A 25255-nucleotide genomic window follows, 5' to 3' on the forward strand; every position below is an offset into this window, starting at 1 on the left:
GAGGTTCTCGGTGGAATCCTGACCTCCCGGCGGGAGCTCCCTACTCTTCGGCGCGGTTCGCTCCCCGAGATTGCATGTGCGATAAAAGCAAACACGCAGGTCACCGAGAGGTGTGACTGTATGAGTGCAGAGTCGTGCCCCGTCGATCACGTTCTCGGGGGAGGCGGACGATGCCTGGTTTCGGCTGGTGCCGCGGCGTTCGATCCGTTCGGCGAGGACTACCAGTCCGATCCGCCCGCCTCGCTGAGCTGGTCCCGCGATGAGGAACCGGTGTTCTACAGCCCGGTTCTCGGCTACTGGGTGGTGACCCGGTACGAGGACGTCAAGGCAGTTTTCCGCGACAACATCACCTTCTCCCCGTCGATTGCGCTGGAGAAGATCACGCCCGTCTCGGAGGAAGCCGCGGAAACCCTCGCCAAGTACGACTACGCCATGGACCGCACGCTCGTGAACGAGGACGAGCCCGAGCACATGCCACGCCGGCGGGTGCTCATGGATCCGTTCACCCCGGAGCAGCTCCTGCACCACGAGCCGATGGTCCGGCGACTCGTGCGCGAGCACGTCGACCGCTTCGTCGACGTCGGCCGGGTCGACCTCGTCGACGACATGCTCTGGGAAGTCCCCCTCGCAGTCGCCCTCCACTTTCTCGGCGTCCCCGAGGATGACATGGCCACCCTGCGCCTGTTCTCCATCGCGCACACCGTCAACACCTGGGGGCGGCCCTCACGGGACGAGCAGGTCACCGTCGCCGAGAACGTCGGCAAGTTCTGGCAGTACGCGGGAACGGTGCTGGAGAAGTTGCGCAGGGACCCGTCCGGGCCCGGCTGGATGCCCTACAGCATTCGCGCTCAACAGGACCATCCCGAGGTCATCACGGACTCCTACCTTCACTCGATGATGATGGCCGGCATCGTGGCTGCCCATGAGACGACGGCCAACGCCGCAGCCAACGCGATCAAGCTCCTGCTGGAAAACCGGAGTGTGTGGGAGGAAATCTGCGCCGACCCGAGCCTGATTCCGAACGCGGTGGAGGAATGCCTGCGCCACTCCGGTTCCGTCGCGGCGTGGCGCAGGCTCGTCACGCGGGACACCGACGTCGGAGGAGTCCCGATCCCGCGCGGCGCGAAGCTGCTCATCGTGAACTCGTCCGCCAACCGCGACGAACGGCACTTCGACGACGCCGACGAGGTCGACATCCGCCGGGACAACGCCGGAGACCACCTGACCTTCGGGTACGGCAGCCACCAGTGCATGGGAAAGAACTTGGCGCGGATGGAACTGCAGGTGATCCTGGAGGAGTTGACCAGCCGTCTCCCGCACATGGACCTCGTGCCGGACCAGGAGTTCACCTACGTTCCCAACACGTCCTTCCGCGGCCCAGAACACCTCTGGGCGCACTGGGATCCGACCGCGAACCCCGAGCGGAGGGACCGCTCGATCATTCAGAAGCGAAGGCCGGTGCGTCTCGGCGAACCCTCGACGAGGGGCATCGGACGGGCCATGACCGTGGTCTCGGTTGAGTTCGCGGCCGACAACGTCGTCGAGGTGGCTCTGACAGCGGCGGCTCCCCGGTCTCGGTGAGCCGGTAGATCTTCGAGTCGGGGCGCCCGTCGTTCGCCTGCACCTCGTAGGAGGCCCAGCCGGAATCGACCATGCGCGAGAGCAGCCGGTAGATCTGGCTCAAGTGGACCTTGGAACGGATGAACCGTCCCTCCCGTTCCAGGTGCTTGCCCAGCTCATAGCCGCTGAACGGCCGCCAGGACAGCAGTCCCAGGATCACGTTGCTCGAATTTCATGCCGCGGCCTGTTGGATATGTGACTCTTCATATAGGTGAATCGTGTTATATGCCAGCATACCCACTATTTCAAATGTTGAACTAGCGTCCGCGGTCGCCGTCAATCCTGGCGTGCCGCCGCGGCCGGAGGCGTTCCGCCCGCCCGCCAGGCCGGCGGGAAGCCCGCCGCCGCTGCGGCGATGACGAGTCCGACGCAGGCAGACAGCAGCACCAGGACCGGTGGCGCGAGGGGCGCCTCCGGCACCAGCGCCGTGATCAGCAGCGCACCCAGCGCGAGCCCGTGCGGCGCCCCGAAGAGGACGCCGAGCAGCCCGTGCAGCGCGGACTCACCGACCCGGACCCGCAGCAGTCCGCCGCGGGACAGGCCCACTGCGCGCAGCACGCCGCTCTCCCGGCCGCGTTCGAGGACCGACAGGCTCGCCGTGGTCCCGACCCCGACGAGGGCGACGAACACCGTCAGCGCGATCAGCGCCAACGCGCTCCCGGTGAGCCGCCCGACCAGGTCGGACCGCTCCGCGCGGAGGTCGTCGAGCACGCTGATCTCCCACTCGCCGCCGGTGCCGACGTGCGCGCCGACCGCGGACTGCGCCGCCGCCAGATTCCCGCCGACGGCGTCGGCCACGATCGCCGTCGGAGCCGGGCCGACACCGAGGGCGTCCAGGTCCGACGGGTGCACGAGCACCTGCGAGCCGCCGAGGCCCTCCCCGACGACCACCGCCGCGACCCGCACCTCCCGGTCGCCGAGCCGCACGACATCGCCCGCGGCGAGCCGCTCCTGGCTCGCGAAGGCGTCGGACACGGCGATCGCGCCGGGACCCGAGTCGCGCAGCGAACCGTCGCTGTCCGCCGCACCGGCCGCTCCGGGCAGCCGGGTGATCGGCAGGTCCGACACCTCCAAGGTCATCGGCCTGCTGGGCAGCTCCATCCGCAACCGGGGCGCGCGGAACGGGACGACCGTGCGCAGCGCGGGATCGGCCGCCAGCGCCGCGGGCAGGCCGGCGGGCAGCACCGCGCCTTCCGGTGCGCGCACTTCGAGGTCGGCGGGGTACTGCGCCGCCGCGCTCGCCTCGCCGTAGTCGCGCAACGTGCCACCGGCCGTGAGGGCCGCGAGCAGCAACGTCGCGGCCAGCGCCACCACCGACGACACCGACGCCGCGCGGCGTGGCATCCCGGCTGCGCTGCGCACCGCCAACGCCGCCACCGGGCCGAACCGGCGCAGCAACCGGTGCGCGCCGGAGAGCACCGGGCGCACCAACGCCGGTGCGAACGCCAAGTACCCGCCGAAGCAGGCGGCCACGGCCAGCACGCCGCCCAGCATCAGAGCCTCGGTGCTCCCGGCCGGGCGGTAGCGCGAGAGCAGCCCGCCGGATGCGGCCCACAGCACCAGCAGCATCGCAACCACCAGCAGCGCGGCGCCGAGCGCGGTCCGGAGCGCGGTCGTGGCCGGGCGCTCGCTCGGCCGCGTCGTCGACCGCAGCGCCTCCATCGGGGACACCCGCGCCGCGTCCCACGCCGGGGTCAGCACGGCGAGCACCACCGCGAGCACGGTGCCCGCCAGCACCGAACCCGGCACCAGCGGTGACGGCGCCACCGCCGCGACCGGCGCGACCAGCGGCACGATCCCGCTCACCCCGACGGCCGACAGCGTCCCGGCGCCGCCCGCGATCAAGCCGGTCAGCGCACCCTCGGCGACCAGGGCCCGGCGCAGCCCTCCGCTCGTGGCGCCCACCGCCCGCAGCATCGCGAGGTGCCGGATGCGCTGCGCGAACACGATCCGGAACGCCGAGACCGCGACCATGATCGAGGCGAGCGAGGCGAGCACCACGAACGCGCCGAGCACCGCCGAGACCTGGTCCACCACGTCCCGTCCCTCGCACAGTTCGGCGCGCCGGGCGTCCGCGGCGGACTGCACGGTCATCGCCGTCGGCCGGGCGCTGCGCTGGATCTCGGGCAGCTCCCCGATGAGGTCCACGCGCGCCAGTTCCGCGCCGGTTCGGGCGAGCACGTCCCGATCCGGGGCGTAGAGCGCGAGTCCGTCGGCGGACGGGGAGTCCACCAGCGCGGTCACGGTCAGCGGGTGCGGCGCGCCGCCGTTCGGGTCGGCGAACTCGACCTCGTCGCCGATCCGCAGGTCCAGGCGCTCGGCGGCGCGGTCGGACGCCGCCACCTCCCCGGGCGACCGCGGATAGGTGCCCGCGTCCACCTGGACCCGGCTCAGCGGCCCCGCTCCGGGGTCTGCGGTGAGATCGACCTCCACCGCCCCGACCAGGCCCGATCCGCTCACCCTGCCGGTCGCCGCGGTCACGCCCGCGAGGCTCGCGGCCCGGTCCAGCTCGGCGGGCCCGAACCCGGATGGGGATCGCACGACCGCGGACGCCGCCTGCGGGATCGAGGTCAGGTCATCGATGATCGTGCGCAGCGCCATGTCCCTGCCGAGCAGCGTGCCGGTGCTGAAGAAGGCGGCCACGGCGATCGTCACGCCGCACAGCAGCAGCCGCACCGGAGCCCGCCGCACGGCGCGCAGGTGCGGGACGACGGCGCTCATCGGCGCTGTCCCAGCAGCCGCAGGGATTCCGCGACGGTCACCGCGTCGGGTTTGGCGAGCGCGTCGACGAGCCGCCCGTCCGCGACCAGCACGACGCCGTCGGCGTACGAGGCCGCCACGGGGTCGTGGGTCACCATCACGATGGTCCGCCCCAGTTCGCGCACCGACGCCCGCAGCAGCTCCAGGATCTCCCCGCTGGCCCGCGTGTCCAGGTTCCCGGTGGGTTCGTCGGCGAAGATCACCTCCGGTTCGGTGAGCAGCGCGCGGCCCAACGCCACCCGCTGCTGCTGCCCGCCGGACAGCTGCGCGGGCCGGTGCCCCAGCCGCCCCGACAAGCCCAGCCGCTCGGCGAGTTCGCCGAGCGCGCCGCGCCGCGGCCGACGTCCGGCGAGCTGCACCGGCAGCACGATGTTCTCCTCCGCGGTGAGCTCGGGAAGCAGGTTGTACTGCTGGAAGACGAAGCCGATCCGCTCCCGCCGGACCCGGGTGAGTTCGTCGTCGCGCAGCGCGGCGAGGTCGACGCCGCCGATCAGCGCACGTCCGGCGGTCGGGGTGTCCAGGCCGGCCGAGCACTGCAGCAACGTCGACTTGCCGGCGCCCGACGGCCCCATCACCGCGGTGAAGCTCCCGGTGGGGAAGCGCACGGACAGCCCGTCGAGCGCGCGCACCTCCGCCGGGCCGCTGCCGTAGGTCTTGACGAGGTCGACCGCTTCGACGGCGTAGGACGGACCGGGCCGGGGCCGGCTGTGCTGAGTCATGCCCCGAACCCTGTCGAGCGACCGGGGCCGCCCACCTCCGTCCGCCGACCGGTTCCGATCTGACTTTCGGCTGATCTCGGTGGCGGACCCCGGTTGTCTAGGGTCGTCGCATGGTCTTCCCCGGAAAGCCCCCGTGGCAGTCGCTGCTCTGGTTGTCCGGCATCGTGCTCGCGACGCCCGTGACGATGCTGCTGGAGTACGTGATCTTCGAGGGCTTCGACGGCGTCCGGTGGCCCCCGGCGGTGATGTACACCGGCGGCGCGATCGCCGCGCTGGTGCTGCTGATCGCGCCGCGGCTCGGCCCGCGCGCGCTGCCCGCGGCCACCATCGGCGCCGCCGTGGTCGCGGCGGCCGCGTACTACCCCGCTTACGACGCCGAGGGATGGAAGGAACGCCCCGACCTGGCGTGCCTGCTGCTCACACCGACCTTGGCGCTGCTGATCCTGCTCGGGCTCGTGGTGTGGCGGTCGCGGAAGCGGTGGGTCGTTGCGGCCGTGGTGATCGTGACCGCCTCGGTCGTGGCGCAACCCGCGATCGGGCGCGGCCGGTTGACCGAGTTGGTGCTCGCGTTCCTGCTGCTGTGCTGCGTGGCGCTGTCCTGCACGATCGGCCTGGCCGCACGGCTGGCCCGCCGGGCGCGGCTTCGCCAGATCGAGCACGAACGGCTGCTCCAGCGCACCGATTTCGCCCGCGACCTGCACGACTTCGTCGGCCACTACGTCACGGGCATGGTGGTGCAGGCGCGCGGCGCGCAGGCGATCGCGAAGCGATCACCCCAGCAGGCGCTGGACACGCTGGACGGCATCGCCGAAGCCGGTACCGAGGCGATGGAGTCGCTGCACCGCATGGTCGGCCTGCTGCGCGCCGAGGACGGCGTGAGCACCGCGCCGCTGGCCACCATCGACGAGATCTCCACCATGGTCGAGCGCTTCGATCGCGGACCGGGCCCGGACGCGCGGCTTCGGCTGCCCGAGTCGACCGACGGGATCCCCGCCGACGTCGGCACCACCGCGCACCGGGTCGTCCTGGAGGGGCTCACCAACGTCCGCAAGCACGGCCGGAACGTGACGGCGGTGCGGATCGACGTGGAGCGCGCGGACTCCGAGCTGGTGGTGCGCGTCGGTGACGACGGCACGGTTGGCAAGATCTCCGGCAGCGGTTTCGGCCTGCGAGGCCTGCGCGATCGCGTCGCCGAGGTCGGCGGCGAGTTCGAGGACGGGCCCCTGCCGACGGGTGGCTGGGGCCTCGAAGCCCGCATGCCGCTGCCGTCGAACGGAGGTAGCACGTGAGCATCCGAGTGCTCATCGCCGACGACCAGGCGATGGTCCGCACCGGCTTCGAGATGATCTTATCGGCCGAGGACGACATGGAAGTGGTCGGTAAAGCCGCCGATGGCGTCGAAGCGCTGGAGATGATCGCGCTGCACCAGCCGGACGTGGTGCTGATGGACATCCGGATGCCCCGCCTGGACGGCCTGGACGCGTTGCAGCGGATCAACGCCCCGGGCGCGGTCGACCCGCCGAAGGTCGTGGTCGTGACCACCTTCGAGGACGACGAGTACGTGCACCGCGCGCTGGGCGGCGGCGCCAGCGGTTTCGTGCTCAAGACCGCGAGCGCCGCGCTGCTGCTCGAAGGCGTGCGCGCTGCGGCCTCCGGGGAAGCGCTGGTCAGCCCGGCGATCACGGTGAAGCTGCTGCGCGGCCACGCCACCACCGCTGAACCGCGCACGAACCGGCCCGACCCGCTGTCCGCGCGGGAGGGGGAGGTCGCCCAGCTGGTCGCCACCGGGGCCACCAACGCCGAGATCGCCGAGCAGTTGTTCCTCTCGGTCGGCACGGTCAAGACCCACCTGTCGAGCATCCAGTCCAAGTTGGACGTCCGGAACCGCGTGGAGATCGCCGCCTGGGTGTGGCAGTCGAAAGGGGTCGGCCGATAGTCGTACGGGATTCGGTCGTGAACTGGCCGTTCGGCAGATCCGCGGCCCGGCAGGCGGTCATTACGGTTTGTCCCGGAAGATCGAACGCCGTGCCCCGAAGGAGCTCAACCCCATGAAGCGCGCACTCGTGTTGGCCGTGCCGGCACTCACCCTCATCGGCCTCACCGCGTGCAGCCACCCGCCGGAGCAGACCGCTTACGAGGTGACGCTGGAGGTCTCGGGTCCTGCCGGGGAGACCGGCACCGTGCAGAAGTCCACTTCGGACTCGCAGAACCAGGACCCGGAACCGATCAGCGTTCCGCACCACGATAAGTGGGCTCCGATGGGCGGTGCGGCGAAGTTCGTCGTCACGCCGGGTTCCCCCGGTTCGGCGCTCACCTGCACAGTGCTGGTCGAAGGCGACGAGCGGGTGACCGAGACCGGGAAGCCCGGTCAGCCGGTTACTTGCGCGCTGACCATCGACGGGCCTGCCTGAGGGCAGGTCCCAGGCCTGCGGTGACGCTCATGGGCCGATCCACGCGACGTCCCTGGCGCCGCGGAGGCATCGACGTGTTCCAGGTGCGCGGCGATGCGCTGCTGAGGAACTCCCCGGCCGCGCGAATCGCTGTCGGCCTCGATCGACCAGAAGTTGTCGGCAATACAAATCAATCCAATTCGGAGGAAGTTTTCATGCGCATCCGCAAAATCGTCACGACCCTGGCGCTGTGCGCCGCCGGCATGTCCGCCGCGGGTGCGGGCACCGCGCTCGCGGAGGAAGTGGTGGGCGAGTTCCCCACTTTCCAGGCCTGCTCGGACCGGCTGGACCAGCTCATGTCCGAGGGTGACAAGGGCCCCCTCATGTGCGAGTCGGTGAACTCCGACGACCCGGACGGCCCGAACAAGCTCGTGCGCGGCTGACCATCCGGCTCGACGCCGGTTCCCCCGCCGCGCGCGGCGGGGGAACCGGCAGTCCGGTCAGGCGATCCGGTCGAGCGAATGGGCCGCCGTGGTCAGGGATGCCCTGGCCACGGCCCTGAATGCGTCGATATCGCGCGGCAGAACCGCCGCTTCCTCTACCGGGCGGTGCGCTACCTCGTGCAGGAAGCCGGGATCTCCCAGTTCCTCGACATGGGATGCGGACTGCCGACCGACAACAACGTGCACGAAGTCGCGCAGGCCTTCGACCCGTCGGCGCGCGTGGTCTACGTCGACATCGACCCCATCGTGCTCGCACACGGCCGGGCGTTGCTGGCCGACAACGATGCCACCACTGTCATCACCGCCGACATGCGCACCCCAGAAGCCGTCGTCGACCACCCAGCGACCCGAAATCTGATCGACTCCTCACAACCGGTCGCGGTGCTGTACCTGTCCGTCGGCCATGGGACCCAGGAGCAGCTCGATCTGGTCCTCCGCGACGAAGCCGACGGGGCCCGCTGCGGGGGAGGCGAACGCGGCGACGCGGGCGCTGTGCATCTTGTCACGAGCCTGGCGACGTGCACCTCGTCCTGGAAGACCACGACCGGCCCGTACGGCGCGAGCGAGGGGTCGGCCCGCCGCGACCAGCGCGGCGCGCACGTTCGCCGGACCGTCGGGTCCGGAGTGATGCGGCGAGCCATGGCGCCGGTGATCACCACGGCAACCCTCGGTTCGCCAGCACCGAGGATGATCGTGAGGAGGACTGGTTGAGCGAGGCCAACCCCGCCGCGACGCGCGTCTACGACGAGCTCCGCCGACAGATCATGACTTGGCAACTCCCGCCCGGCACCGCGCTGCGCGAGGTGCAGATCGCAGGCGAGTTCGGCGTCTCGCGTACCCCGGTGAGCCATGCGATCCAGCGCCTCCGCGCCGACGGCTTGATCGAACCGCGCGGACGTCGCGGGGTTGAGGTGTCCCGCTGGAACCAGCGCGATCTCGAAGACACCTACCGGCTCCGGGCCAACCTCGAAGCGTGGGCCGCGACGTATGCCGCTGGTCCATGGCTCGAGCGAACTCCGGTCTGCCGCAGTCGTACAAGGATGGAGCTGCTTACATCCGATCGGCGGCTTTCTTGATGGCCTCGCGGATGCGCGGATAGGTACCGCAGCGGCAGATGTTGCGCAGGGTGTCGAGGTCCTGCTCGCTGATCACGCGGCCTTCGTCCTTGACTCGCCGGACCAGATCGACGGCAGCCATGATCTGGCCGGGCTGGCAATAGCCGCACTGCGCCACGTCGAGCTCGATCCAGGACTCCTGCATCGGATGGAGTTCTTCGTCCGCGGTCCTGGCCAGGCCCTCGATGGTGGTGACCTCGTCGTCTTCGCTCAGCTCCTGCACCGGGACCGAGCAGGGATTGAAGGCCTTGCCGTTGATGTGGCTGGTGCACGCCTTGCACACGTTGATGCCGCAGCCGTACTTGGGGCCGCGGATGCCGAGGATGTCGCGCAGTACCCACAGCAGGCGCACATCGTCTTCGACCTCGACCGACACGGTCTTTCCGTTGACCTTGAAGGTGTGTTTCGTCATGGAGTGATCGCCTTACTGGACGTGGTCGAGGCCGTTGGTGGGGGACTGCGGAACGGACGGGACGTAGGGATAGGGCTCGAAGTGAAGCGGACTCCCGTGGTTGATCGGGAACTCGGTCGGCATGGCGCCGGTCGCTCGCCAATACGCGTTGGCGACTGCCGCGCACGCCGCGGCGACCCCGAACTCACCGGCGCCCCCTGGTTCCTCGTCGGTTCCCTCCATGATGTGGATCTGCACGTCGAACGGTGTGTTCCACTGACGGGTGTAGGCGTAGTTGTCCCAGCTCGCTTCGAGGAAGTTGCCGTCCTTCAGGTGGACGCTCGAGGTCAGCACCAAGGCGAGCGCGTCCATGATGCCGCCCATGATCTGAGCTTCGAGCCCCTTCGGATTGATCACCTGCCCGACGTCGACGGCGAAGACCACCTTGGTGACCCGCGGGCCGGTGACGGCCTTCGGCACCTTTCGGTTGACGGTCTCGGGGCTGGCGTCGAGCTCCACGAGGCAAGCCGAGTGGCCGTGGTACTCGCTGTGCAGGCCGAGGCCCTGGCCGTGGTGCGGCGGCATCGAGCGACCCCAATCGCCAACTTCGGCGACCTTGTCGAGCACGGCGCGGAGACGGTCCTTGCGGACGAACGTGCGGCGGAACCGGTACGGGTCCTGTCCTAGTGTCCGTGCGATCTCATCCACCGTGACTTCGCGTGCGACCGCGACATTGGGTGAGTAGATGTTGCGCATCGCCCCGGTGTTGAACCGTCGATCGGTGAGCTCGTCGAGCAACGAGGTCGTGGGACCGAACTCGTAGTGGGAGCCCGTGGTGAGCACGTAGATCCACTGGGAGATGGTGTAGTCGGCCACCGGGAGCTTGGACGCCGCGGCGGTGATGATGTCGCCGTATCCGTGCCCGAAGTCGGTGCGCGCGCTCGTGTGCCGTTGTTCGTAGGTGAGCACCTGGTCGCCGAGGACGGTCGCCCGGACCCGAGAGGTCGCCATCGGGTGCACGCGACCCTGCCTGCAGGCGTCGGCGCGGTGCCACATCAGGCGTACCGGTGCACCCATCGCCTTCGAAGCCAGGGCGGCATCCATCGCGCCGTCGTGGAACAGTCGTCGTCCGAAGGAGCCCCCGGCTTGAACCACGTTCACCGTGACCCTGTCCATCCGCAGCCCGAGGGCCTGGGCGATTTCCTGTTGGGCCACGATGGGCGCCTTCAGGCCACTCCAGATTTCCGCTGAGTCGCCCCGAACATCGGCCACGGCGCAGTCGGGGTCGAGCGGCGCGTTGCTGGCGAAGGCGAACGTGAAGCTCGTGTCGATGGTCTTCGCCGGCGCGGGTAGTTCCGGCACTGCCAGCGGAAGCTCGGCCTTTCTGAGCTCAGCCAGCACGTCCTCGTCGGAGTCGTGTCCCACAAGACCAGGTGCCCAGTCGATGTCGAGCGCCACGATCGCGTCGATGCACTGGCCGAAGGTGCGTGCGCGCACAGCGACGCCGGTGCTGATGGTCTCCACGTGGGTGACCCCCGGCATCGATCGCACTTCCGCCGCATTGCGCACGGATCGGACGCTGCCGTTGATGGTGGGCGCCTTGCAGACCATGCACGGCAGCGCGCCGGGCACATCGAGATCCATGCCGAACTGCTTCGCACCGGTGACCGCGTCACGGGCGTCGGTCCGTCCGTGCGGCGTGCCGATCACGTTGAACTGCGAGGCGTCCTTGAGCTCGACTTCCTTCGCGGTGGTCTCGTCAACGGCAGCCGCACCGGTGAGGTCGCCGAACGGGATCCTGGCACCGTCGGGCGCGACCACCTCGCCGTTGTCCATCTCGAGGAGGTTGGGTTTGATGCCGCCCAGCATCAGCGCGGCCGCTTCCAGGAGGGCGCCCCGGGCGATGGCGGCCGCGGTCCGGATCGGGTAGTAGGTCGACATGGTGGTGTTGGAGCCGCCGGTGAGTTGGTTCAACGCGAGCTCCGGTCGAGCTTTCGCCAAGGTGACCACGACTTTGTGAACCGGTACGCCCATCTCCTCGGCGATGATCATCGCGGTCGAGGTGACGATTCCCTGGCCTACCTCCATGCGCGGCAGCGCGAAGTGCACGGTGCCGTCCTCGCGAACATCCAGCCAGATGAGGTGCGACGTCGGTTTGGCCGCGTAGTTCTGGGTGTCCTCGAGGTCGACGATGTCTGCCGGGAGATCAGGGCTCGGGACCGGAACGGCTCCGGCCGCGCCGGCAACGCCCGGTGCGGCTGAGTCGACACCGAGCCGCACGGCCACGGCGAGGGTCGGGGCGGCGACCAGGTAGCCGAGCAAGCGTCGCCGTCCGACTCCGCGTCGTCCCGTTCCATCGTCTTCGGCCGTCATCTGCGGTCCTCTCAGGTCTTCAGTGTCGTCGGGTGTGTGCCTTCGGACAGGGCCAGGTCTGCTAGAGGCCGAGCTCGGCCAGCCGGCGGCTGATTCGGGTGTCGGTGGAGACCACGGGTGCTTGGCTGCGGACCCACGGGTCCCCGCCGAAATAGCGCTGGAAGACGTGCTCGGCGGTTCGGGTGGCCACCGCTTGCGTCGTGATGGTCGGGTTCGGTCCCCCTACCGAGTTGGCCAGGGCCGAGTTGTCCGCGACGAACAGCCGCCGAACCGCCCGCGCCTCGCCGCCGTGATCGACGACGGAGTTGGCTTCGGACTGGCCCATGCGCATCGTGGAGTGAACGTGCAAGGGGAGCGCGGGAAAGTCCATCCGAAAGACCTCCTTGGCGCCGGCGCCGCGCAGCAGTTCGGTCGCCTTGCGCGCCAGGAACTCGCGGTTGCGGACGCTGCGCTGGGTGCGACCGCGATTGTGGAAGGTCACCTTGGGCACCGATCCGTTCTCATCGGAGGGCATCGCCGAGAGCGTGACGCGGTTGTCCGGCGTGACGTCGTCGTCGACGATGCTGAGCACGTTGAGCATGCGGTCGATGCCTCCGAGCATGACGTCCTTGAGCTCGGGGCCGATGAGCCGCCCGGCAGGTCCATCCCACGGTCCGGCGATACCGCGCCCGTTGGTGTAGTGGCCGCGGATGCCGCTGTCGGAGAACGTCAGCGCGAACGCTTCGATGCCGGGCATCAGTCCGGTGTTCATGAGCATCCCGTAACCGGGGTACTCGGTGCGGGCCGCCGACGCCGGACCACGTGAGGAGCCGGTGTCGTGGTCGAACAGCCCGAACGTCCAGTCCAGGTAGTGGTCGGTGAAGCGGCGACCGACCCAATCGTTGGGATTGGGCAGTTCGGAGTTGAACCACAGGCGCGGTGTCTCGACCGCACCGCCGCACATCACCACGACGGAAGCATCCTCGGATCGCAGCTCACCGGTGCTGTTCTCCCGCCAGGTAACGCCCTTCACCTCACCGCGCTCGGCGCGGACCTTGGTCACCATCGCGTCGGTGATCAAGGTGATCGCCTTTCCGCCAGGGGACCAGGTGTCGGCGGTGAGCGCCATCGGGATGTAGCTGTTGTCAGTCGATCGCTTGGCGAGCAGGTTGCGCGGGGCGTCGACGGGTGTGGCACAGCCCTGGAAGCAGTGGCCGCAGAACGTGCAACCGGTCGAGGCCGGGTAGGCGAGTTGGGCGGGGTCGGTGGTCCGGCCGGCGTGGCCGCCCGGCGGCAAGATGGCGTTCTCCTGCGGCCTGTAGGACGGGCCGAGCGTGGTTTTGGTCGTCTGCACTGGAATGCCCAGCGTTTCGCAGCCGCGGAAGTAGATCTCCTCCTTGGTGCCCATCGGCGCGGTGTGCACCGGCAGGGTCGCCTCGACCCACTCGTAGTAGGGCACCAACTCGTCGTAGGAGAACGGGAAGTGGTGCGCGATGTCGTACATCGCCTTGTCCGGGCCGTCGTAGCCGGCGAAGGCACCTGGGTAGGCGCGTGGGTTGTTGCCGAAGTAGTGCTGGGTCGTACCGCCGACGCCGGACACCTGCCACAGGAATGAGTTCTGCGGCAGCTCGCGGTAGTGCGCGGGTTTGCTCCGATCCTCCGGTCCCACTCGGAAGTAGCCGCTGAGCGGGTTGTTCGCGTCGTTCTCCAGTCGGCTCCACTCCTGGCGAGGACGCGCATGCCGGGGGCCGCCCTCCAGCACGAGCACGTCGAGGCCGTGCGTGGCGAGTTCCTTGGCGACGACGGCACCGCCGCCACCGGCACCGATGATGATGACATCGCGCATCAGCGTTCACTCACTTTCGTGCGTCCCTGGTAATAACCCCGGAACTCGTCCCAACCGTCGAGAACACCCGGGTCGTATCCGGACAACTGCCAGCCGACTGGCTTGGTGCGGACGTAGCGGGTCTCCGGGTCGAAGGTCGACCACTCGGAGTAGGTACCGAATGCGGAGAACTCCAGCAGGGCACCGGCCAAGAACCGGAGCAGACCTGACACGCTCCCCTTGACCGGCTCTGGGAGTTCGCCGTCGATGGCAGCTATCAGGGCCGCGGTCGGGTCTTCCAGCTGCTGGAAGACCCGAGCCTTCTCCTCGAACGACAAGCGCGCGAACGGCGACAGGAACGCCCCGCTGACCGCTGCCGGATTGACTTGCGTGGCCAGGCTATTGAGCAGCAGGGCGACGAGCAGCGACAGCGGGAGGGTCTCGTCGTTGCGCAGCGAGGTCCGCACGGCGTCGTCCAAGTCGACGAGCGCGTCAGTCGGCAACTCGGGAAGGTCTCCGGGCAGCGGTACGGCGACGTCGGCGAGGCCGTTGGCCAGTGCGGAGCCGATCGGTTTTCCGATTCCGTCCGGGACCGGGACGTAGTGGTCCAGCGACTCGATCAAGAAATCCGGGGTCTTGGCCTCCAACGCTCCTGGCTCGCTCCGCGGCGTGCCCTGTGCCGCCGAGTAGGCGTCAGGGCCCGGTACGACGAACACGGCGAGGGCGTTCAACGTGTCGCGGGCGAGCTCCGCCAGTGCGGTGGTCACCAGGTCAGGTGCCGCGCCGGAGGCCGCCCGAGCGCTGCCGGGGCGTAGCACGCTCGGGGCCAAGTAACCGGTCCCGGCAAGTGCTCCCAGGAGTCCGATCCGGGCGAGGAAAACGCGTCGATCCACAGGTCGTTGGGGCATCGAGCCTCCTGCAGGCGCGGCATCATGGACCGTAAAAGGTTCGTCCATTCGGCCTTGTCCGCGCATCGTCGTGGCGTACACATTTCCGTGATCCGGAGGTGTGCAGCTGCACACCTCCGGCTTCCGCTTGACGGAACCGGGTGAGCCATAGGTCCGGGAAGTCTCCTGCGATCAGCGACCGAACCCCAACCCGCACGGCAAGTGAGGCGCAGGTTCGCCAAGGTGACCTCCGCGTGGTCGGCGGAAGCGAATTCGTGGTGGTGCACGAGCAGCTACTCGGTCATCAACGCGAGACGTAGCAGGAGCACGTCGCGGTCGTTCGACAACGAGCGGCCGGTGCGGTCCTCGATCCGGGCCAGCCGTTGCAGCACCGTGTTGCGATGGCAGTGCAGTTCGCCGGCGACGTCCCTGGCCGAACGGTCGTGCCGGAACCAGCACCGCAGCGTGTCCAGCAGCATGTCGCGCTTGTCCACATCGAGTTCGAGTAGCCGCCCCAGCGCGCGTTGGTGGATGCGGTCAGCGATCGTGCGGTTCGATGCCAGGAGCGCCTCCGGCAACCGATCCTCGAACGCGACGACCATCGGCTCATCGCCTGGAATCGTGTCCAGCGCGAGCTCCGCGAGTCGGCAACCCGACGGGACCTGCTCCAGTCCGGTGAAAGGTGACGACATCCCGGCTTGTCCATCCACCACGGCACGCAAGCGCGTGGTCATCCGAGCCACGGATTCGCTCCCAAGCACCACCAACCCGATCTCGCGGTCGGCGCGCAACCGCCATTCCGAGGTGAACCCGTGCGCGGCGAGCGCGTCCGCCGGAGACTGCGGCGGGGAGGCCGAAACACCGACATGCTTGATCACCACCATCAACAGACGTGCCGCCGGTGACACCCCGAGCACTCGGTTCGCTTCCTCGGCCACCCGAGGGTCGCCGCCGTATCCCTCGAGCAGGCCGTCCAGAACCGCCTGTCGCCGTTCGCTGTCTCGCCGTTGCGCCTGTTCCACGCGTGCGCGGTACACCGACGCGGCCTCAAGCGACATCCAGTCGATCACCTGCATCACCTGGGCCGCGCTGTCCAGCAGGTCCCACAGCAGCGGTGGCGCGTGCTCGCGCGCCTCTTCGAGGAGCGCGGCCCAGAGCACTTCGGTGCCCAGCCGATACGCGTGCAGGAGCGACTCGAGGGGGAGTCCCGTGTCGGCCCGCCCGCGCGCGGTGCGGCGGGCCGCGTCGAGCATGTCCACATCGTCCGGTGCGGTACCGGCGAGCGACTGCACCGCGCGGAGCAGGTTGTGCTCGCACGAGCGCAGCAGCTCGTCCGGTGTGATCAGGTCGGTGGTCGCGTAGATCTCGTCCTTCGCGATCAACGCATCTCGCAACCGCACGGCCAGTTCCGGTAATCGGTTCATCAGTCGGGTCGCCAGTTCACGAGCCGCGCTTGACGGGGTGGCTCCCGACCCCGATCCCGACGGCGTTGTCGGATTCACCGGATCTGCCTCCTCCAGGCCCCGCACCGTTGTGATGCGAGGTGTCGCCGGATCCTGGTCAGCGGTCACCTCGGGAACGGCGTTGTTGCGGAGGCCGTCCTCGAGGTGGGTTTCGATCGGTTGAAGAGGTCTGCCACGGCCATGAGCCGTCAGGTCACGCTGTCAATGCCTTCCGTGCAGCAGGGTCATGATCTTGGCGACCAGCGAGTCGGTCTTCGCGGTGCGGGCGAACGTCGTCAGCGCGAGCGGGGGGGTGAACCTCTGTCGCGCGACGGATCGGGCGTAGCTGAACTCGCGCAGGCCGTCCGGGCCGTGGATGCGGCCGAAGCCGGAGTCGCCGACTCCGCCGAAGGGCAGAGACGGGATCTGCGGGAAGTTGAACACTGCGTTGACGGCGACCATGCCGCACCGCAACCGGTCCGCGATCTCGGCTCCGCGCTTCTTCGAGAACACCGCGGCACCGAGGCCGTACGTGGTGGCGTTGGCGCGAGCGACGGCGTCGTCCATGTCGCGGACCTTGGTGACGGTCAGCGTGGGGCCGAACGTCTCCTCGGTGACGGCCGGCGAGTCTTCCGGGACGTTGGTCAGAATGCAGGGCTGCACCACGTTTCCGTCCACGGCGTCGGGTCCTCCGAGGGCGGCCCGGCCTCCTCGGCGGAGGGCGTCGTTGATGTGCCTGCGGATGGTTTCGACCTGCGAGGGCAACGTAATCGGGCCGATCTTGGCATCCGGGTCGGTGCCCGCTCGCTGCTCGCGCGCGATCTTGACCAGCTTCTCCACGAACGCGTCGTAGACGTCGGCATGCACGTAGACGCGTTCCGTACCGATGCAGGACTGACCTGCGTTGGCCATTCCCGCCCACGCGGCCGCGTCGGCCGCGCTGTCGAGATCGGCATCGGTGTCGACGAGCAGCGCGTCCTTGCCGCCGCACTCGGCGACGATCGGTGTCAAGGTCTCGGAGCAGCCGGCCATCACCTTCTTCGCCGTCGCCGTCGAGCCTGTGAAGGCGACCTTGTCCACACCCGAAGCGCACAGGGCAGCACCGGTGGAACCGTCACCGGTGATCAGCTGGAAGACCGGGTGCTCGGGAACGACCTGGGCGAAGGCCTCGACCAGCCAGGAACCTGTTCCCGGTGTGAACTCGCTGGGCTTGAACACCACGGCGTTGCCCGCCGCCAGCGCGTAGACGATCGAGCCGAGTGGCGTGAAGACCGGGTAGTTCCACGGGCCTATCACGCCGACCACGCCCAGCGGCCGGTACTCCACGCTCGCCGCCTGGTTGAGCGTCAGCAGGCCAACGCCGGCCCTCCTCCTGCCGAGCACCTGGTCGGCGTGCTTCGCCGCCCAGGCGCAGTGGTCGAGCGCGAGCGAGGCCTCGAGAGCGGCGTCGGAGTGCGGTTTGCCCGTTTCCTCGTGCATGATCCCGGCCAGTTGTGCCAGACGCCGGGCGATGATGCCGCGGAAGCGGTCCAGCCGCTTGGCTCGTTCGCCGAAGGTCAGACCTGCCCACCAGTCGGCGGCGACGCGCGCACGCGCCACGGTGGCTGCGACATCGTCGGCCGTGTGCGTCGGGAATGAGCCGACCAGGTCGCCTGTGCTCGGGCTGCGGACCTCGAAGGTGTCGGCGGTCGCTCGCTCGTCGCGAGTGCTGGTCGTCATCGGGCGTTCTCCTTCGTCTTGGCCGCCGCGGCGAACTTCGGCCCGTGGCCGGTGATGAGGTCGGACGCCTTCTCGCCGACCATGATGGTGGGTGCGTTGGTGTTGCCACGCGTGATGCGCGGCATGATCGACGCGTCGGCCACGCGCAGGTTCTCGATGCCGTGCACGCGCAGCTCCGGATCGACAACGGCATTTGGGCCGGTGCCCATGGCGCAGGTGCCGACCGGGTGGTAGAGCGTCTGGGTCCATTCCTGGACGAACCGCTGCAGCGCCTCGTCGTCGTGGTCGGTGATCGGCGGGTGCTTGCCGTCGATGAACTTCGACAGCGGGGAGTGCGTGGCGATCTCGTGCGCTTGCCGCAACCCGGCGATCATCGCCGTCAGGTCGGTCGGGTCCGCGAAGTAGGCCGGGTCGATCTCGGGTTTCCAGCGCGGGTCCGTCGAGCGGATCCGCAGCCGCCCGCGGCTGCGCACGTCGACCAGCGTCGCGCCCGTGGTGAACATCCGCTCGACCGCTTCGTTGAGACCGTTGTCGTAGAAACCGGTGCCCACGACGTGGAACTGCATGTCCGGGCCTTCCAGCCCGTCGCGGGTTGCGACGAACCCGCCGCCCTCGCCGATGTTGGACACGAGCGGACCGCGACCGAGTGCCTGCCACTGCATGAGGCGCGTCGGGTTGTTGTGGTCCGCGGCGATGTCGGTGGTGCCCTTGGTCCGCCACACGATCGGGCACACCGGGTGGTCGTGCAGGTTCTGCCCCACCCCGGGGAGGTCGACCGCCACGTCGACGCCGATCTCTCGCAGGTGGTCGGCGGGGCCGATGCCGGACAGCATCAGCAACTGCGGGCTGTTGATCGCGCCACCGGAGAGGATCACCTCGCCGGCTGCGAAAGTGGTGTGCTCCTGCCCGCCTTTGAGGTAGGTGACCCCCGCCGCGCGGTTTCCGGTCAGTACCAGCCGGGTGACCTGCGCGCCAGTGCGAATCTCGAGGTTCGGGCGCGCCATTGCCGGCCGCAGGTAGGCGTCAGCGGTGGACCAGCGGCGACCTCGTTTGCAGGTCACCTGGTAGCGGCCGACGCCATATTGCGAGGGGCCGTTGACGTCGTCGTTGGCGGACAGCCCGGAGTCGACGGCGGCGGCGATCCACGCGTCGGTCAGCTCATGGGTGAACCGGCGGTCTTCCACGTGCAGGGGGCCATCGGCTCCGTGGAACTCACTGGCTCCCCGGGTGTTGGTCTCGGCCTTGATGAAGTACGGCAGCACGTCCTCGTAGCCCCAGCCGGTCGCGCCGAAGTCACGTCGCCAACCGTCGTAGTCCGCGCGGTTGCCCCGGATGTAGATCATGGCGTTCATCGACGAGCAGCCGCCGAGCGCCTTCATGCGCGGCCAGAACGCGCGCTTTCCCCCCAGGCCGGGTTGCGGGGTGGTCTGGTAGTGCCAGTCCCACTTGGTCTTGAAAAGGCCGGGGAAAGCCGCGGGGATCTTGATCTCGTCCGCGTCATCGGTAGGCCCCGCCTCCAGCAGCAGCACCGACACCGATGGATCTTCGGAAAGCCGGTTCGCCACCACGGCTCCCGCACTGCCCGCCCCTACGACGATGTAGTCGACCGATTCCCGATCGCTCACGACTGGCCTCCACGTGCTGTTCAGCAGATGTTGGCCCCAGCATCAGATATGGCTCCGGTCACATTCTTGGCTTGCGCGCCAACCTTGAACGAGTGCATTGTGCAGCGGTACAAAAAGCGAGGTGAGGGCATGCGCAACGATGCGGAATCGACTGTCGCCGACTGGATCGAGAGCTTCAGCAAGCGCGTCCAGCTGCCGGAAGAGCTGGAGCACCTGGTCACGATCGTCGACAACGAGGTGCTGGCGGAGGTCCCCGAGTACGCCGCTGATGAAGAACTCCGCCGGGACCTGCACGCCAGCACCCGTGCTCACTGGCGGTCGTTCCTCAGCGTGATCAACCGCGAGCGGTTCGAGGTGCACACCCCACCCGAGGCCTACGACCTCGCGCGCACCGTCGCCCGCCGGGGAATCGATCTGGCGGCCTTGCTCAAGACCTACCGCGTCGCCCAGCGTGCCGTGTGGACTCACATCACCCGCACGCTCGACGAGGAAGTCGCCGATGCCGACCTGCGCGCAGCCGTGCTGGTGCAGTTCTGGGAGCGGGTCAGCCGGTGGCTGGACGCGACCGTCGAGTCCCTGGTCGGCACCTACACCGAGGAGCGCGAGCAGTGGCAGCGGGGTGCGCTCGCACGCCGCGCCGAAACCGTGCACGCCGTTCTGCGCGGTGACCTGCTCGACCTGGACATCGCTTCGCAGGAGCTCGGCTTGTCGCTGCGCCGGCACCACACCGCGATGGTGCTGTGGGCCGACGACACGGTTCCTGAAGTGGATGTCGTGCGCGCGCTCGAAGGGTCGGCTACCGAGCTGGCCCAGGCGCTCGGCGCGCCGCGGCCGCTGACCATGGCAAGTGGCGCCCGCGGTCTGTGGTGCTGGGCGGTGACCGCTGGGGTTCCGGACGCTGCAACTCGTGCCACCGCAACGTTGTGGCCAGGCGTTCGGGCGGCTGTTGGCATCAGCGCGGCGGGCGTGGGCGGTTTCCGCAGCAGCCATCGGGAGGCGCTGGCTGCCCAATCCGTCGCGATCACGGCTGCGCAGGACCAGGTCATCACCCGCTATGCCGAGGTCGAACTGGCTTGCTTGGCGGCCGGTGTCGGTGGCAAAGCCGCGATGCGAGCCATGGTCGAACGCGAACTCGGGCCGCTCGCGGCCACCGACGACGCCACCACCCGACTGCGCGAAACCCTGCACGAGTTCCTCACCCACGCGGCCGATGCCCATCGCACCGGCAAGGCGCTCGGGGTACACCGAAACACCGTCCGCTACCGCGTTCGGCAGGCCGAGCAGTTGCGCGGCCACCCGATTGACCGCCGCCGTGCCCACCTAGAACTCGCGCTGCACTGCCACCACGTCTTCGGCGTCGGCGCACTGGCCGACGGTGAACCGGCGGTCCCCAGGCAGTGACGCCGATCCTCATCCCCGAGGTGGTGGTCGACGTACACCCGCGGCTGTTGAACAGGATCGCGTCACCGCGCTCGCCCGCGCAGCTGGAGCGCAGCCGCGTCCCGACCGGCGTCACGAGTCGTACGTGGCTTTTCGCACCTTGAGAGCCGCGCCGAGCTTCATGACACCGTCGACCTTGCTGGGGTCCATTCCCAGGAGCTCCGCGATCCGGTTGAGCCGATTGTTCACGGTGTTGGGGTGAACGTGCAGTGCACGTGCGGTCGGACCCCGGTCGAGATCGTGCGCGTAGTAGCGCTCGAGCGTTTCGATCAGCTCGGGGAATGGCTCGAGCGGCGTGAGCAGCGCCAGCAGGTGTTCGGTGGCGGCCGTGTGCCGGGTGAGGTGGTAGTCCAGCGAGATGTCCGAGATCCGGTAGATCCCGGGCGGACGTTCTTCTGCGGTAACGAGCTTCAGCATTTCCTGGGCGAGCTCGCTGGAGTGAGGCAGGGATGGGCATGGGGCGTGGTCGACGAGCGCACCCGTGAGCTGGACATGCGCCTCTGCGGTGACCTTGGTGACGAGGTCGCTCGCGTCGCTGTAGGCGTCCGCGCCGACGTGCGGAAGGAGTATCTGGCCACCGTCCGCTTCGAGCAGCGCCAGGATCGGGAAGCGGGAGTGCTGCCCGAGCACCCGGTTGATCCGACGGAGCTTGCGTCGCTCGGCGACCGCGCGTCCGGTGGTGTCGCCGGTTCGTTCATCGGTGGCCGTACCGAACGAAACAGCCAGCACCGCATAGGATGCCGCGAGCCGGATGCCGAATCGCTCGGCCTCGCCGCTGCCGTCCTGACCGTTCACCAGCAGCCGGGCGAGCACGTGATTGGCTCCGCGCTCCTCGCTGGCGATCGCCGCCTTCTCGTCCTGGTAGGCGTCCGTCACCGTGCGGATCATCTTCTCGTGCAGGCGGAAGTACGCCAGGGCGATGTGCTTGAAGCCTTCCGCGTCTTCCGGGTCCGAGGCATCGGCGCACGCCTCGAGGAACACGTGGGCGCCCTGGAACCAGTTGTGCAACACCAGTGACAGGGGCACTCCGTCCTCGGCTCGCTGGGAACCGCGTTCCTGAGCCCCCCGCAGGTCGGTGTCCTGCAGAGGCTGGCCGTCGTGCAGGGCGCGGATGGTGAGCGCGATGTAGCGCCGCGCGGTCTCCGGCACCTCGCTCTTCCGGATGGCGGTGGGGAGGTTCTGCAGTGCGGGGTCGACCGTCGCGGCGCGGGCGATGGTGGCGATCCGGTTCTGGACCCGGTCGAGGATTCGATGGGCGGACGGTGGGATGGCGTCGGCGTCGGTCATCGGCGGTCCTCGATCGGCGATCGCGTGGCGTTGTGCTCGCGCACAACCAACCTCTCATCGACTGTGCACATTCTTCATTGAGAGGACCATCGCGCCGCCTTACGGTGGTGTCAAGCACAGGTTGTGGCGTAGGGCACAGGACCCCGACCCATGCCGGTCGATGGTTCCGCGATGCGCGGTCCCCGGGTGATCGCCGATCCGATCACCGGACGAGGCCGGTACGACGGCACGGCCTGCTATCTCTGACCCGAATTCTCATGCTCGCCGCTCGACGGCGTCCGAGTCAGGAGTTTCAGATGTTCCGCAACGAATCGACGGAGCAGGTGGCCGAACCGGCCGGATCGAGCAGATCAGGTTCCCGGCGTCGAGCGTGGACGGTGACCGTTCTGCTCGTCGTCTTCATGGTCATCAACTTCGGCGACAAGGCCGTGCTGGGGCTTGCTGCCGGTGCTTTGCAGCGGGAGTTCGGGATCTCTGCCGAGCAGTACGGGGTGATCGCGAGTGGCTTCTTCCTGCTGTTCAGCCTTTCGGCCCTCGCTGTGGGCTTCCTGGTGGACCGGATCGCGACCAAGCCCGTGCTGCTGGCCTTGGCGGTGATCTGGTCGCTGACCTTGCTGCCGGTGCTCGGTACCGCGGGATTCGTCGTCATTCTCGTGTCCCGGATCGTGCTGGGTGCTGCCGAGGGGCCGGCGTTCGGCGTGGCCAACCACGCCATGCAGAAGTGGTTCCCCGACGCCGAACGCAACGTGCCCGCCGCGCTGCTCAGTCTCGGCCCGTCGCTGGGTGTGATCATCACGGCGCCCACGCTCACCTGGCTCATGATCCACTTCGGCTGGCGATCGATGTTCGTCGCCCTCATCGCGGTCGGCGTGCTGTGGGCGATCCTGTGGGCCGCGCTGGGCAAGGACGGTCCGATCGGTGCCGAGACCGCTCAGCCGCGTGCGGACGAGACGTCGCCCGCGCCCGAGACGACCGTGTCGACTCTGCGGGTGCTGGCGACGGGCACCTGGATCGGCAGCGCGGTGGCGGTGTTCGCAGCGTACTGGTCGCTGTCGCTGTTGATCGCCTGGTTGCCCCCGTACCTCACCACCGGTGCAGGGTACAGCGAATCGGAAACCGGTCTGCTGACGACCTTGCCCTGGGTCGTGGGTGCGCTCGCCGTGGTCGTGCAGGGTGCGGTCAGCCAGAGGCTCATGTGGCGCGGGGTGTCCGGGCGGTGGGCGCGCGGCGGCCTCGGCGGGGCGGTCATGATCGTCTCGGGAGTGTGCACGTGGGCCTTCGTCCAGGTGCCTGCCGGCCCTCTGAAGCTGGCTCTGATGGCGCTGGGTCTGGGCATCTCCGGCGTCATCTTCACGGTCGCCACGACCGCGTGCGGGCAGGTGTCCCCCGCGCGGCGCCGGGGAGCGGTGCTCGGCGCTTTCGTCGCCGTGTACTCGTTGGCAGGCATGATCGGGCCGCTCGTCGCCGGTCGGCTCGTCGGTGCCGCGGGCGCGGCTCCGGCGGACGGCTACGAAACGACCTTCACCCTGACCGCCGCGATCGTCGTCATCGGCGGAGTGGCCGCCGTGGCGCTGATCAGGCCGGAACGCGATGCTGCTCGGCTCCACGCTCGCGACGTCAACCGGCTTCGCTGATCCATCTGACGCTTTCGAGGAGAAACTGATGTTGAATCTTGCTGCCCTGTTGGAGGACAGCGTCCGTGAAAAGCCCGATCGCGTAGCGATCGTCAGCGGCGAGAAGCGAATGACCTACGCCGAGCTCGATGCCGCGGCGAACCAGGTCGCCAATCTGCTGATTTCCCGGGGAGTTCGACGTGGTGATCACGTCGCGCTGCGGTGCCCGAACACCGTCGAGTTCCCGATCGTCCACTTCGGAGCGTTGAAGGCCGGGTGTGCGGTCGTTCCGCTCAACGTGCTGTTGAAGCGATCGGAGATCGCCTACCACCTGCGGGACTCGGACGCCAAGGTGTTGTTCGCCAGCGGACGCGCAGGCGCGGACGAGGTGTCTGCGGCCTTCTCCGACGTGGACGGGTGCGAGCACCTGTTCGTCGTCGAGGACCTCGCCGAGCTGCTTGCGGACCAGCCGGAGACCTTCGACTGCGTCGAGACCGCGCCGGAGGACACCGCGGTGATCCTCTACACCAGTGGCACGACCGGACGACCGAAGGGCGCCGAGCTCACGCACTCGAACCTCGTTCACAACGCGCAGGTGACGGCAGGCATGTTCGGCCCGCACGAGCACGACGTGCACCTCATCGCGCTGCCGCTGTTCCACGTGTTCGGCCTGACCTGCCAGCTCCACACCGGAATGCTCACGCGCGCCACCGTCGTGCTGCAGGCGAGGTTCGACGCCGGTGAGGCCTTCGAACTGATGCAGCGCGAGCGGGTGACCGTCTTCTCCGGGGTCCCGACCATGTACTGGGCGCTGCTCGGTCACGAGGACTCCACGGGCGCGCTCGACTTCGGCGCCATCGCCCGGTCGTTGCGGGTGGCCACCTCGGGTGGTTCCGCGCTGCCGGTCGAGGTGTTGTGCCGGTTCGCCGAGCGGTTCGGCGTGCAGGTCCTGGAAGGCTACGGGTTGTCCGAGACCAGCCCGGTCGCGACCTTCAACCGGGTCGACCGGCCGGCCAAACCGGGCACCGTCGGCCTGCCCGTCTGGGGTGTGCAGGTCAAAGTCGTCGACGACGAGTGGAACGCCGTGCCCGACGGTGAACGCGGCGAGATCGTGATCCGCGGGCACAACGTGATGAAGGGCTACTACCGACGCCCCGAAGCCACCGCGGAGGTGCTGCGCAACGGGTGGTTCCGCACCGGCGACATCGGCTACCGCGATGCCGACGGCTACTTCTCGGTGGTCGACCGCGCCAAGGAAATGATCATCCGGGGCGGTTACAACGTCTACCCGAGGGAACTCGAGGAAGTCCTGATGACCCACCCCGCGATCAGCCTGGTCGCGGTGGTCGGGGTGCCGCACCCCACCCACGGCGAGGAGATCAAGGCCTTCGTCGTGCCCGAGGCAGGAGCCTCGACGAGCGAGGCGGAGCTCGTCGAGTGGTGCCAGGCGAACATGGCGGCCTACAAGTACCCGCGCCTGGTCGAGCTGCGACAGGCCCTTCCCCTGTCCGCCACCGGAAAGATCCTCAAGCGCGAACTGGTCGCTGCGGCTGCGGAAAGGAACTGA

The 25255-nt window shown here is 68.8% G+C and carries 19 protein-coding genes and 3 pseudogenes; 10 read left to right on the forward strand and 12 right to left on the reverse strand.

Going from position 1 to position 25255, the window contains the following annotated elements; translation table 11 throughout:
• Positions 1-120: 120 nt before the first annotated feature.
• Positions 121-1563, forward strand: a pseudogene (locus E1202_RS08180) (cytochrome P450); the annotation flags it as partial.
• 55 nt (positions 1564-1618) lie between these two features.
• Here E1202_RS08180 and E1202_RS32940 read toward each other — a convergent pair.
• From E1202_RS32940 to E1202_RS08195, 3 genes and pseudogenes are all read right to left on the reverse strand, one after another.
• Positions 1619-1780 (reverse strand): annotated as a pseudogene (locus E1202_RS32940) (PadR family transcriptional regulator); the annotation flags it as partial.
• A gap of 116 nt (positions 1781-1896) precedes the next feature.
• The gene (locus E1202_RS08190; RefSeq protein WP_132681960.1) at positions 1897-4341 is read right to left on the reverse strand and encodes an FtsX-like permease family protein; all 2445 of its coding nucleotides are present in this window, start codon (positions 4339-4341) and stop codon (positions 1897-1899) included.
• Positions 4338-5099 (reverse strand): ABC transporter ATP-binding protein, encoded by a 762-nt coding sequence (locus E1202_RS08195; protein ID WP_132681961.1) that lies wholly within the window; start codon positions 5097-5099, stop codon positions 4338-4340. Before E1202_RS08195 ends, E1202_RS08190 begins: the two co-directional genes overlap by 4 nt.
• A 110-nt stretch (positions 5100-5209) precedes the next feature.
• Here E1202_RS08195 and E1202_RS08200 point away from each other — a divergent pair, with 110 nt between their 5' ends.
• The 5 genes and pseudogenes from E1202_RS08200 to E1202_RS32945 form a co-directional block, all read left to right on the forward strand.
• Positions 5210-6388 (forward strand): sensor histidine kinase, encoded by a 1179-nt coding sequence (locus E1202_RS08200; protein WP_132681962.1) that lies wholly within the window; start codon positions 5210-5212, stop codon positions 6386-6388.
• Complete coding sequence (locus E1202_RS08205) at positions 6385-7035, forward strand: response regulator transcription factor (protein WP_132681963.1); 651 nt, start codon at positions 6385-6387, stop codon at positions 7033-7035. The genes E1202_RS08200 and E1202_RS08205 overlap by 4 nt, the downstream gene beginning before the upstream one ends.
• Positions 7036-7147: 112 nt before the next feature.
• Entirely contained in the window at positions 7148-7510 is a 363-nt protein-coding gene (locus tag E1202_RS08210; RefSeq protein ID WP_132681964.1) for a hypothetical protein, read from the forward strand.
• A 194-nt stretch (positions 7511-7704) separates the two neighbouring features.
• Positions 7705-7932 carry a hypothetical protein gene (locus tag E1202_RS08215; protein ID WP_132681965.1) on the forward strand — a complete coding sequence of 76 codons (228 nt, stop codon included), beginning with the start codon at positions 7705-7707 and terminating at the stop codon, positions 7930-7932.
• Between the two features lie 78 nt (positions 7933-8010).
• A pseudogene (locus E1202_RS32945) lies at positions 8011-8346 on the forward strand (SAM-dependent methyltransferase); the annotation flags it as partial.
• Positions 8347-8358: 12 nt separating this feature from the next.
• Here E1202_RS32945 and E1202_RS32950 read toward each other — a convergent pair.
• Positions 8359-8592 (reverse strand): L-asparaginase family protein, encoded by a 234-nt coding sequence (locus tag E1202_RS32950; protein WP_132682021.1) that lies wholly within the window; start codon positions 8590-8592, stop codon positions 8359-8361.
• Between the two features lie 107 nt (positions 8593-8699).
• Between E1202_RS32950 and E1202_RS08230 the strand changes: the two genes are divergently transcribed.
• Positions 8700-9068, forward strand: coding sequence for a GntR family transcriptional regulator (locus tag E1202_RS08230; RefSeq protein WP_132681966.1), 369 nt, complete (start codon positions 8700-8702; stop codon positions 9066-9068).
• Here the strand turns inward: E1202_RS08230 and E1202_RS08235 are convergent.
• The 7 genes from E1202_RS08235 to E1202_RS08265 all read right to left on the reverse strand — a co-directional run bounded on the left by E1202_RS08235 (position 9043) and on the right by E1202_RS08265 (position 19348).
• Complete coding sequence (locus E1202_RS08235; protein WP_132681967.1) at positions 9043-9519, reverse strand: (2Fe-2S)-binding protein; 477 nt, start codon at positions 9517-9519, stop codon at positions 9043-9045. The two genes, E1202_RS08230 and E1202_RS08235, sit on opposite strands and share 26 nt — an antisense overlap.
• A gap of 12 nt (positions 9520-9531) precedes the next feature.
• Positions 9532-11871 (reverse strand): molybdopterin cofactor-binding domain-containing protein, encoded by a 2340-nt coding sequence (locus E1202_RS08240; protein ID WP_132681968.1) that lies wholly within the window; start codon positions 11869-11871, stop codon positions 9532-9534.
• A gap of 61 nt (positions 11872-11932) precedes the next feature.
• The gene (locus tag E1202_RS08245) at positions 11933-13696 is read right to left on the reverse strand and encodes a GMC family oxidoreductase N-terminal domain-containing protein (RefSeq protein WP_132681969.1); all 1764 of its coding nucleotides are present in this window, start codon (positions 13694-13696) and stop codon (positions 11933-11935) included.
• Positions 13696-14442 (reverse strand): hypothetical protein, encoded by a 747-nt coding sequence (locus E1202_RS08250; RefSeq protein WP_235877862.1) that lies wholly within the window; start codon positions 14440-14442, stop codon positions 13696-13698. Before E1202_RS08250 ends, E1202_RS08245 begins: the two co-directional genes overlap by 1 nt.
• 413 nt (positions 14443-14855) lie before the next feature.
• Positions 14856-16133: a PucR family transcriptional regulator gene (locus E1202_RS08255; protein WP_132681971.1), complete on the reverse strand. Its 1278-nt coding sequence runs from the start codon at positions 16131-16133 to the stop codon at positions 14856-14858.
• A gap of 93 nt (positions 16134-16226) precedes the next feature.
• Complete coding sequence (locus E1202_RS08260) at positions 16227-17723, reverse strand: aldehyde dehydrogenase family protein (protein ID WP_132681972.1); 1497 nt, start codon at positions 17721-17723, stop codon at positions 16227-16229.
• Complete coding sequence (locus E1202_RS08265) at positions 17720-19348, reverse strand: GMC family oxidoreductase (RefSeq protein ID WP_132681973.1); 1629 nt, start codon at positions 19346-19348, stop codon at positions 17720-17722. Before E1202_RS08265 ends, E1202_RS08260 begins: the two co-directional genes overlap by 4 nt.
• Before the next feature lie 27 nt (positions 19349-19375).
• Between E1202_RS08265 and E1202_RS08270 the strand changes: the two genes are divergently transcribed.
• Positions 19376-20749 carry a PucR family transcriptional regulator gene (locus E1202_RS08270; protein WP_132681974.1) on the forward strand — a complete coding sequence of 458 codons (1374 nt, stop codon included), beginning with the start codon at positions 19376-19378 and terminating at the stop codon, positions 20747-20749.
• Positions 20750-20860: 111 nt separating this feature from the next.
• Here E1202_RS08270 and E1202_RS08275 read toward each other — a convergent pair whose 3' ends face one another.
• A complete protein-coding gene (locus E1202_RS08275; protein WP_132681975.1) occupies positions 20861-22075 on the reverse strand; it encodes a PucR family transcriptional regulator in 1215 nt (404 codons plus the stop codon).
• Between the two features lie 296 nt (positions 22076-22371).
• Here E1202_RS08275 and E1202_RS08280 point away from each other — a divergent pair, with 296 nt between their 5' ends.
• Both E1202_RS08280 and E1202_RS08285 read left to right on the forward strand, forming a co-directional pair.
• Complete coding sequence (locus E1202_RS08280) at positions 22372-23709, forward strand: MFS transporter (RefSeq protein WP_165943783.1); 1338 nt, start codon at positions 22372-22374, stop codon at positions 23707-23709.
• 28 nt (positions 23710-23737) lie between these two features.
• A complete protein-coding gene (locus tag E1202_RS08285; protein ID WP_132681977.1) occupies positions 23738-25255 on the forward strand; it encodes a long-chain-fatty-acid--CoA ligase in 1518 nt (505 codons plus the stop codon).

This window comes from Saccharopolyspora karakumensis (assembly GCF_004349225.1).
GTDB lineage: Bacteria > Actinomycetota > Actinomycetes > Mycobacteriales > Pseudonocardiaceae > Saccharopolyspora > Saccharopolyspora endophytica.